Annotated in this window: 11 protein-coding genes; 7 read left to right on the forward strand and 4 right to left on the reverse strand. The window is 66.6% G+C overall.

The features are described from left to right. Positions 1–70: 70 nt before the first annotated feature. Positions 71–808 (reverse strand): bifunctional 2-polyprenyl-6-hydroxyphenol methylase/3-demethylubiquinol 3-O-methyltransferase UbiG, encoded by a 738-nt coding sequence (gene ubiG, locus SB4_RS13050; protein ID WP_082670157.1) that lies wholly within the window; start codon positions 806–808, stop codon positions 71–73. 54 nt (positions 809–862) lie between these two features. Here ubiG and SB4_RS13055 point away from each other — a divergent pair, with 54 nt between their 5' ends. The 3 genes from SB4_RS13055 (at position 863) to SB4_RS13065 (ending at position 4,398) form a co-directional block, all read left to right on the forward strand. Then, entirely contained in the window at positions 863–2,113 is a 1,251-nt protein-coding gene (locus tag SB4_RS13055; protein WP_058715303.1) for an aspartate kinase, read from the forward strand. A 296-nt stretch (positions 2,114–2,409) separates the two neighbouring features. Then, positions 2,410–3,447, forward strand: a complete 1,038-nt coding sequence (locus SB4_RS13060) for an NAD(P)H-dependent flavin oxidoreductase (RefSeq protein WP_275044985.1) — start codon at positions 2,410–2,412, stop codon at positions 3,445–3,447. Between the two features lie 153 nt (positions 3,448–3,600). After that, the gene (locus SB4_RS13065) at positions 3,601–4,398 is read left to right on the forward strand and encodes a hypothetical protein (RefSeq protein WP_153006206.1); all 798 of its coding nucleotides are present in this window, start codon (positions 3,601–3,603) and stop codon (positions 4,396–4,398) included. 23 nt (positions 4,399–4,421) lie between these two features. Here the strand turns inward: SB4_RS13065 and SB4_RS13070 are convergent, their stop codons facing one another. From SB4_RS13070 to SB4_RS13080, 3 genes are read right to left on the reverse strand one after another with little or no spacing between them, the layout of a single operon-like run. Next, entirely contained in the window at positions 4,422–4,628 is a 207-nt protein-coding gene (locus SB4_RS13070) for a helix-turn-helix transcriptional regulator (protein ID WP_058752913.1), read from the reverse strand. Next, a complete protein-coding gene (locus SB4_RS13075; RefSeq protein ID WP_058752914.1) occupies positions 4,625–5,047 on the reverse strand; it encodes a hypothetical protein in 423 nt (140 codons plus the stop codon). Before SB4_RS13075 ends, SB4_RS13070 begins: the two co-directional genes overlap by 4 nt. Positions 5,048–5,076: 29 nt before the next feature. Further along, a complete protein-coding gene (locus SB4_RS13080) occupies positions 5,077–5,484 on the reverse strand; it encodes a hypothetical protein (protein WP_058752915.1) in 408 nt (135 codons plus the stop codon). 109 nt (positions 5,485–5,593) lie between these two features. On the opposite strand from SB4_RS13080, the gene SB4_RS13085 reads away from it, so the two are divergent. Genes SB4_RS13085 through SB4_RS13100 form a run of 4 tightly spaced genes read left to right on the forward strand, consistent with a single transcriptional unit; the run spans position 5,594 to position 8,235 of the window. Continuing rightward, positions 5,594–6,064, forward strand: a complete 471-nt coding sequence (locus SB4_RS13085) for a YbgC/FadM family acyl-CoA thioesterase (RefSeq protein ID WP_058752916.1) — start codon at positions 5,594–5,596, stop codon at positions 6,062–6,064. Then, entirely contained in the window at positions 6,061–6,753 is a 693-nt protein-coding gene (gene tolQ, locus SB4_RS13090) for a protein TolQ (protein WP_058752917.1), read from the forward strand. The genes SB4_RS13085 and tolQ overlap by 4 nt, the downstream gene beginning before the upstream one ends. Before the next feature lie 13 nt (positions 6,754–6,766). After that, positions 6,767–7,225: a protein TolR gene (tolR, locus tag SB4_RS13095; RefSeq protein ID WP_058715296.1), complete on the forward strand. Its 459-nt coding sequence runs from the start codon at positions 6,767–6,769 to the stop codon at positions 7,223–7,225. Continuing rightward, positions 7,225–8,235: a hypothetical protein gene (locus tag SB4_RS13100; protein ID WP_058752918.1), complete on the forward strand. Its 1,011-nt coding sequence runs from the start codon at positions 7,225–7,227 to the stop codon at positions 8,233–8,235. The genes tolR and SB4_RS13100 overlap by 1 nt, the downstream gene beginning before the upstream one ends. Positions 8,236–8,525 lie beyond the last annotated feature (290 nt).

Raw genomic sequence — 8,525 nt, forward strand, 5'->3', positions numbered from 1 at the left:
CCACTGGCCGTGCGTTTGCGGAAGCGCCCCACCCCCGACCCCTCCCCTGAAGGGGAGGGGGGGAACGTATCTAGCGTGTCGCGGTGATGAAATAGTCGAGCGCGGTCGAGTCGCTGACCATGAATCCCTTGGTCGGCGAATAGCTCAGCCCCCGCACGTCACGCACCGTCAGCCCCGCCTCGGTCAACAGGGCGGACAGTTCGTCGGGCGTCAGGAATTTCGACCAGTCATGCGTGCCCTTGGGAATCTTGCCCGTCCCTTCCGCCAGCGTGATCAATGCCAGCTTCGACAGCGGCGTGCGGTTGGGCGTCGACAGGATCATCAGCCCGCCGGGCGCCAGCGCATCGGCCAGCCCACGGACGAATCGCGCCGGATCGGCGACATGCTCGATCACTTCCAGCGAGGTGACGAGGTCGAAGGTCTCGCCCTCCAGCCCCTCGACGCTGCCCGCGCGATAGTGGATATCCAGCCCCGATTGGGCGGCATGGGCGGCGGCGACCGCGACATTCTCCGGTGCGGCGTCCAGCCCCGTCACCTCGGCCCCGAGTCGCGCGAGCGGCTCGCACAGCAGCCCTGCGCCGCAGCCGACGTCGAGCGCCCGCTTGCCCGATAGCGGCGTGAAGCCCTGTCCGTCCGCATCCCAGTGCAGGTCGATCTGCTCGCGAATGTAACGCAGCCGGGGCGGGTTGAGTCGGTGCAGCATCGCGCTCGATCCCTTGGGGTCCCACCAATCGGCCGCCATCTTTCCGAAATGTGCGGCTTCGGCCCCAATAATGGTAGAATCGTTCAAATGGCTTGCGTTCGTCATGGGGGCTACCTATCAGGACCGCCGTTTTACCCCAAGGAGATTGGCAAAAACCGCATGGCCCGTATCGTGATGAAGTTCGGCGGCACCTCGATGGCCGGAATCGAGCGCATCCGCAACGTGGCGGCGCGGGTCAAACGCGAGGTGGAGGCGGGCCATGAGGTCGCGGTCGTCGTCTCTGCAATGGCGGGCGAGACCGACCGGCTGGTCGGTTTCTGCCGCGAGGCCTCGTCGCTTTACGATCCCCAGGAATATGACGTCGTCGTCTCGGCGGGCGAACAGATCACCAGCGGGCTGCTGGCGATCACGCTCCAGGCGATGGGCGTCCCCGCCCGCTCGTGGCTGGGCTGGCAGTTGCCGATCCACACCGACACGGCGTTCGCGAAAGCGCGGATCGGCGAGATCGACACGACCGCGCTCGACCAGAGCCTCGCCAGCGGCGTGGTCGCGGTGATCCCCGGCTTCCAGGGCGTGGCCGAGGGCAACCGGGTCACGACGTTGGGCCGCGGCGGATCGGACACCAGCGCGGTCGCGGTCGCGGCGGCGATGAAGGCGGAGCGGTGCGACATCTATACCGATGTCGACGGCGTCTACACCACCGATCCGCGCATCGTGCCGCGTGCGCGCAAGCTGTCGAAGGTCACCTATGAAGAGATGCTGGAACTCGCCAGCGTCGGCGCCAAGGTGCTCCAGACCCGCTCGGTGGGTCTGGCGATGAAGGAACAGGTGCGTGTGCGGGTCTTGAGCTCGTTCGACGACGCACGGGACGAAGACGGACATCGCGGCACGTTGATCGTGGGCGAAGAGGAAATCGACGATATGGAACGCCAGCTCATCACCGGCATCGCGCATGACAAGAACGAAGCCAAGATCACCCTGACCGCCGTGCCGGATCGCCCTGGCGCGGTCGGCGCGATCTTCGCGCCGCTGGCCGATGCGGGGATCAATGTGGACATGATCGTCCAGAACATCGCGCATTCGACCGGCTCGACGGACGTGACCTTCACCGTGCCCTCGGCCGACCTGGCGCGCAGCCTGGACGTGCTGGAAAAGGCGAGCGGCGACATCGGTTATGCCAGCCTGGTCCACGACACGCGGGTCGCCAAGATCTCGGTCGTCGGCGTCGGCATGCGCAGCCATGCGGGCGTGGCCTCGACCATGTTCCAGACGCTGGGCGCGCGCGGGATCAACATCCTCGCGATCACCACCTCGGAGATCAAGGTCAGCGTGCTGATCGAAGAGGACTATACCGAACTGGCGGTACGTGTGCTCCACACCGCTTACGGCCTGGACGCCGAAGCGGCCTGAAGGCTTCCCCCCTCTCTGGGTTCGGCTCTGGGAGGGGGCTTTCGTTCGCGCGAAGCCGCGAAGACGCGAAGCGTATTCAAAAAAGATTGGTTCGCGCGGAGGCGCGGAGACGCGGAGGTGGTGTATCCCGCCGTGCCGCCGCTCCTTTATCAACCATCATTGATGAAGTGATGGCGCTGCCGCGCGCAGGTCATCTCCGCGCCTCCGCGTCTCCGCGCGAACAAACTCTTCGCGTCATCGCGGCTTCGCGTGAACCAAATCTTGCCGTCCGCCGCTACCCACGGCATGGAGCGTCGATGACCGACACCCTCACCACCACCACCGGCGAACAGCGTCTCGCCACCCGCATGGCGCGCGGCGCGGAATTTCTGGGCGCCGAGATGGCGATCATGGCGGGTGCCATGTCCTGGGTGTCGGAGCGCAACCTCGTCTCCGCCATGTCGAACGCGGGCGGCTTCGGCGTGATCGCCTGCGGGGCGATGACCCCCGAGCTGCTCGACACCGAGATCGCCGCGACCAAGGCGATGACCAGCCGTCCGTTCGGCGTGAACCTGATCACCATGCACCCCCAGCTGTTCGACCTGATCGCGGTGTGCGGCCGTCACCAGGTCGGCCATGTCGTGCTCGCCGGTGGCCTGCCGCCCAAGGGCGCGCTGGAGGCGATCAAGGAGACGGGCGCCAAGGTTATCTGCTTCGCGCCCGCGCTCAGCCTCGCCAAGAAGCTGATCCGCTCGGGCGTCGATGCGCTAGTGATCGAGGGCATGGAAGCGGGCGGCCATATCGGCCCGGTCTCGACCAGCGTGCTGGCGCAGGAAATGCTGCCCGAGATCGCCGAGCAGGTCCCCGTCTTCGTCGCGGGCGGTATCGGCCGCGGTGAGGCGATCGCCGCCTATCTCGACATGGGTGCGGCGGGCGTCCAGCTCGGCACGCGTTTCGTCTGCGCGACCGAATCGATCGCCCACGCCAATTTCAAGAAGGCGTTCATCCGCGCCTCGGCCCGCGACGCGGTGGCCAGCGTGCAGATCGACCCGCGCCTGCCGGTCATCCCGGTCCGCGCGCTGAAGAATGCGGGCGGCGAGCTCTTCACCGCCAAGCAGCGCGAAGTCGCCCAGGCGCTGGACGAGGGCAAGGTCGCGATGATGGAGGCACAGCTCCAGATCGAACATTATTGGGCGGGCGCGCTGCGCCGCGCGGTGATCGAGGGCGATGTCGAGCATGGCTCGGTGATGGCGGGCCAGTCGGTCGGCATGGTCACGAAGGAAGAGCCGATCGCCGACATCCTGGCGCAGCTGATGGCCGAAGCCGCCGCCGCCCTGGTCGCGCGCGCGGCCTGATCCATTCCTCCCCGTTGTTGGGGAGGAATTTTGAAGGCGACCTCGAACTCTCTGACGAAACGCTCGTTTCGTCGCAGGGCTTACGACGTGTTAACCGTGATTCGGCATGAGGGATGCCAACAGCCGGGGGGCGGGCGTAGAGGATCAGGGTTCATGGCGAGTTTGCGTATTGTATCGGGTATGGCGATCGGCCTGTCGCTGGCGGGATGTGCCGCGCGCGAAACTGCCAAGGTCGCGCCGCCGCCGGTGATGATCCCGGCGCCGCAGCCGCAATATGCCAAGGCGCCGCTGCCACCGGGCGCGACACCGGGGATGCGGATTCCGGTCCTGCTGCCCGACGGCAACTACGACACCCCCAACCGCTCGCTGACCAGTGCCGCGACCATCTGGCACCTCCGCTCGGCGCTGAACGTCGCCGCGCTCGCCTGTCGCGGGCCGGACGAGGGGCAGATCGTCAACCGCTACAACACGATGCTGACCGTGCAGCGGATCACGCTGGCGGCGGCGGAAAAGCGCTATTCGGCGGAATATCAGTCGCAGGGCGGCGACTGGCGCGATCGCTATGACGACGCGATGACCCGGCTCTATAACTTCTTCTCGATCACCCCGGTGCGCAAGACCTTCTGTGCCGCCGCCGACCAGGTGCTTGCCGATATCAGCAGCACGCCCGCCACCGGGTTCGAGATCGGCGCGGCGCCGCGACTGGACCAGCTGAACGCGCCCTTCATCGCCTTCTTCCGCGCTTATGACGCGTGGCGCAATGGCACGATGGTGCCGATCGAACAGTCGACCGCGCCGCTGACCATCGCGGCACAGGCCAATCCGCAGGTCGCGCCGCGCCCCGCGACCCAGCCCGTCCTGTCCAGCCAGCCGGTGCCCGCCGCCAAGCCCTATACCGCGCCGGTCATCAACCCGCCGTCTCTGAAGGTCGATTCGACTGCGATCCAGTAAGGGCGCGATCCGGTAAGGGCCGGTCAGTCCGCGATCCAGAACAGCGATTCGACCGATCGACCCAGCGCCCGCGCGAGCTTGAGCGCGAGCAGGGTCGATGGCTGGAAGACGCCGTTCTCCACCGTGTTGATCGTCTTGCGGCTGACCCCGATCGCTTCGGCCAGGCCGCCTTGCGTGAGCCCGGCCGCTTCGCGCGCCGCCTTCAGGTCGTTGCCCAGCATTTCGTTCATCGACTGGCGCGCAGCTCCAGTGTCGAAAAGGCGATCAGCGCCGCCATCAGCCCGGCAGTGACGACGATTCGTCCCGCCGATATGGCGTCGAGAGGGGCAAGCGATCCGACGATGACGGTCGCAGCCGCCGCAGTGAGCATCGCCCAGAAGCCTGCCGCCAGACTCGACCGCCGATGATCTTGCGTCGTTTCATCATTCATCAACTGGGATACCGGCCGGCATCGACTCCAGCGGAACGGCAGTGCGGTGAGATTGAGCGCGGTTAGTGCGATCATGACGAACCAGGGTGCCAATCGCGCAGCACCGTCGCTGTGACCGCGCGTCGCGAGGATCGCAGATGCCAGAAGCGTCACTGCCAGCAGATAGCCGATGATGGCCCGCGCCCGGCTTTTGCTTTCGGCTTTCTCGACAAGACCCATGATGTTCCTCCCTTAAATCTTTTGTCTGTTTACCGGCCGGCGCGCAGCTCCAGTGTGGCGAAGGCGATCAGCGCGGCCATCAGCCCGGCGGTGATGACGATCCGCGCCGCGACAATCGCCTCCAGCGCGTGAAAGCGCGGCAGCCCAGCGATGAGCGCCGCGCTAGCCAGCATGACCCAGAAACCGGCGGCGATGCTCGACCGTCGGTGATCGCGGGTCGTCTCGTCATTGAGCAGGGGAGCGAGCTTTCGCCATTCGAAGAGCCGAATGGGCAGGCTCGTCAGGCTGAGGGCCGCCGCGCCGACGATGACGAACCAGGAACCATCGGAAACCCGAAGCCGGGCGATGGCGACGAGCAGCAGGACAAGGGCGGTAAGATAATAGACGATCGCCCGGTCACGGCTTCTGGCTTCGGCCTTCTCCACGAGATTCATCATGACCCCCCACAACCCGCAGACTGTAACCTATGGGTATCAAGTAACCTGTAGGTAACAGGCGCGCAAGTGCCTTCCTTCCCCCGGACGGATAGGTTAACGGGCAGTCACCATGACGGTGACGGGAGAAGACCAGCCCAAGGGCGGCCGCTTCGAGGGGCATGAGCATCGCTTTGCGGTGCGTGTCTATTTCGAAGATACCGACCTGTCCGGCGTGGTCTATCACGCCAACTACCTGCGCTATATGGAGCGTGCGCGTTCCGACATGCTGCGGATCGCCGGGATCGACCAGCGTGCCGCGCATGAGGCGGGCGAGGGCGCCTATGCCGTCACCGACATCGCCATCCGCTATGCCGCCTCGGCGCGGCTCGACGACGATCTGGTCGTCGTGTCGAAACTGATCCAGGTCAGTGCGGTGCGCGTCGTCATTCATCAGACAGTCAGGTGCGGCGCGGTCATGCTGACCGACGCTACGGTTACCGTTGCCTGGGTCGGTCCGAACGGCCGCCCGCGACGGCAACCCGCCGACTGGATCGCCATCTACCAACGCCTTGTCTGGCAAGGGGACACCCAACACCCATGAATCCCGTCTTCAACATGGATGCCGCTTCCTTGTCGCCCGTCGCCCTGTTCATCCACGCCGACTGGGTGGTGAAGATCGTGATGCTCGGCCTGCTGCTCGCCAGCATCTGGACCTGGACGATCATCGTCGCCTTTTCGCGCAAGCTGGCGCGCACGAAGAAGGGCATGACCCGGTTCGAGCGCGATTTCTGGAAGGCCGAGGATATCGACGCCTTTCACCGGATGGAGCAGGATAATGAACTGCCCTCCGCGCGAGTCTTCTCGGCGGGTGTGCAGGAATGGCGGCGCTCGACCGCGGGCGGGCATATCGATCGCGACGGCACGCGCGAGCGGCTCGCCACCGCGATGGGATCGGCCGTGGCGGGCGAGATCGACAAGCTGTCGGACCGGCTGAACGTGCTGGCGACGGTCGGCTCGGTAGCACCCTTTGTCGGGCTGTTCGGCACCGTCTGGGGCATCATGCGCAGCTTCACCGGCATCGCCCAGGCGCAGAACACCTCGCTGGCGGTGGTGGCGCCGGGCATTTCGGAGGCGCTGTTCGCCACCGCGATCGGCCTGTTTGCCGCCATCCCGGCGGTGATCGCGTATAACCGCTTCAGCCACGGCGTGAACCGAGTGGAGGCGTCGCTGAACCGCTTCGCCGACGGCTTCCACACCACGCTCAGCCGCCAGCTCGACTCGGCGCGCTAAGGGGGCGTCCGCCATGGCCATGAACCTTCCCTCCCGCTCCGGCCGGGGCCGCCGTGCGCCGATGGCGGATATCAACGTCACGCCGCTGGTCGACGTGATGCTGGTGCTGCTGATCATCTTCATGGTGACCGCGCCGCTGCTGACGTCGGGCGTGCCGGTGAACCTGCCTGACAGCCGCGCCAAGGCGCTGGACCAGGAACAGAAGCCCGAACAGATCGCCATCGATGAACAGGGTCGCATGTTCCTGAACGATGACGAGATCACCGAAGGCGACCTGCCCGCCCGGCTGGACGCTATCGCGGCGCGGAAAGGTCCCGACGGGCAGGTGCCGCAGGTCTATCTGCGCGCCGACCGGGCGCTGGACTATGGCCGGGTGATGCGGGTGATGGGCGAGTTGAACCGCGCCGGGCTCAATCGCGTGTCGCTGGTTACGGTCGAGGGCGGCCCGGCCCAGGGAGCAGGCCAGCGCTGATGGAGCGTGGCGAGCGGACAGGATTGGCGATTGCGGTCGCAGGGCATCTCGTCCTGTTCGGCCTGTTGTCGGTCGGCTTTCTGGCGACGCCGAACCCGGAAAAGCTGAAGGTCACGCCGATCGACATCTCGCTGGTCAAGGATGTCGCGCTGGATGCCGCGTCGCCGACGCCGAACCAGCAGGCCGCCCAGTCGGTGGCACCCGAAGAGGGCGCGCCCGAGGACGCCGCGCCGCCCGAGCCGGTCGAGGCCGAGCCCGAACCGCAGCCTGCGCCGCCGCCTCCCGCGCCTCAGCCCAAGCCGCAATCCAAACCCCAGCCCAAGCCGGAGCCGAAACCCGAACCGGCGCCCAAGCCACGTCCGGCGCCCAAGCCCGTGCCTCAACCGAAACCGGTGGAACGGCCGCAGCCCAAGCCTCAGCCAAAGCCCAAGCCTGCGCCTGCCAAGCCCGCTCCGGCCAAGCCGGTTCGTGAGGCGAAACCCGCGCCTGCGCGCCCGACCCGGTCGGAAGCCAAGCCCGCCGCGACCCCGAAGCCCGCCACGGACGCGCGCGGCAGCGGCAAGAGCGAGACGGCCAAGACCAGCAAGCCGCGCGGGTCGCATCTGGGTGCCGACTTCCTGAAGGGGTTGTCCGCCGACCCATCGCCGTCCAAGTCGCAGGCTGCGCCCGCTGCCAGGATGGGAGCCAAGCAAACCGCTGACATCGCCTCGGCCATCTATCGCCAGGTTCTGCCCTGTGCCAACCGGCAGGTGACGCCGGGGCCGGGCGCCGAGCGAATTCGCGTGTCGATCAACCTCCATCTCAACAAGGATGGTAGCCTAGCCGCCGCGCCGCGTGTCGTCGGGCATAGCGGCGTCGATGGCGAGAATGAGCGCTATGTCGACCGAGTCGACGATCTGGCGATCGCCACCTTCAAGGGGTGTTCGCCGCTGCGCGGGCTCCCGGCCGAGCTGTACGACGTGCCGGGCGGCTGGAGCAATTTCACGCTCCGCTACAAGCTGCCTGGTTGAGGATGATGCAGCCGTCGCTTTGTCCCCGCCCGGTGTCGTCCTCGGCCATCGCCTCTGGCGCGGGGGCGCATGCCGGGCGACAGGGGCGCAAGGGATCGTTACCAAGGTGACGACAGTTTTCAGAAACTGTCCATTACGCGACATGCCATCGGCGCTTTATGAAGCGCCGGGCGGCTGGAGCGACTTTATGCTTCGTTTCAGACTTCCGGGTTGAGGATCATGTTTATGCCCCGTTCCCTGCTGACCCTGCCGCTCACGCTGGCACTGGCGGCCAGTGCCAGCGTGAGCGG

Source organism: Sphingomonas sanguinis (assembly GCF_001476905.1).
In the GTDB taxonomy this organism is placed as follows: Bacteria; Pseudomonadota; Alphaproteobacteria; order Sphingomonadales; family Sphingomonadaceae; genus Sphingomonas; species Sphingomonas sanguinis_B.

Bases quoted from the DNA above. Each gene is read 5' to 3' on its own strand.
- SB4_RS13060 (WP_275044985.1), top strand. From the start codon at position 2,410: ATGACCGACACCCTCACCACCACCACCGGCGAACAGCGTCTCGCCACC.
- tolR (WP_058715296.1), top strand. From the start codon at position 6,767: ATGGCCATGAACCTTCCCTCCCGCTCCGGCCGGGGCCGCCGTGCGCCG.
- SB4_RS13100 (WP_058752918.1), top strand. From the start codon at position 7,225: ATGGAGCGTGGCGAGCGGACAGGATTGGCGATTGCGGTCGCAGGGCAT.
- SB4_RS13085 (WP_058752916.1), top strand. From the start codon at position 5,594: ATGACGGTGACGGGAGAAGACCAGCCCAAGGGCGGCCGCTTCGAGGGG.
- tolQ (WP_058752917.1), top strand. From the start codon at position 6,061: ATGAATCCCGTCTTCAACATGGATGCCGCTTCCTTGTCGCCCGTCGCC.
- SB4_RS13080 (WP_058752915.1), bottom strand. From the start codon at position 5,484: ATGATGAATCTCGTGGAGAAGGCCGAAGCCAGAAGCCGTGACCGGGCG.
- SB4_RS13070 (WP_058752913.1), bottom strand. From the start codon at position 4,628: ATGAACGAAATGCTGGGCAACGACCTGAAGGCGGCGCGCGAAGCGGCC.
- SB4_RS13075 (WP_058752914.1), bottom strand. From the start codon at position 5,047: ATGGGTCTTGTCGAGAAAGCCGAAAGCAAAAGCCGGGCGCGGGCCATC.
- SB4_RS13065 (WP_153006206.1), top strand. From the start codon at position 3,601: ATGGCGAGTTTGCGTATTGTATCGGGTATGGCGATCGGCCTGTCGCTG.
- SB4_RS13055 (WP_058715303.1), top strand. From the start codon at position 863: ATGGCCCGTATCGTGATGAAGTTCGGCGGCACCTCGATGGCCGGAATC.
- ubiG (WP_082670157.1), bottom strand. From the start codon at position 808: ATGACGAACGCAAGCCATTTGAACGATTCTACCATTATTGGGGCCGAA.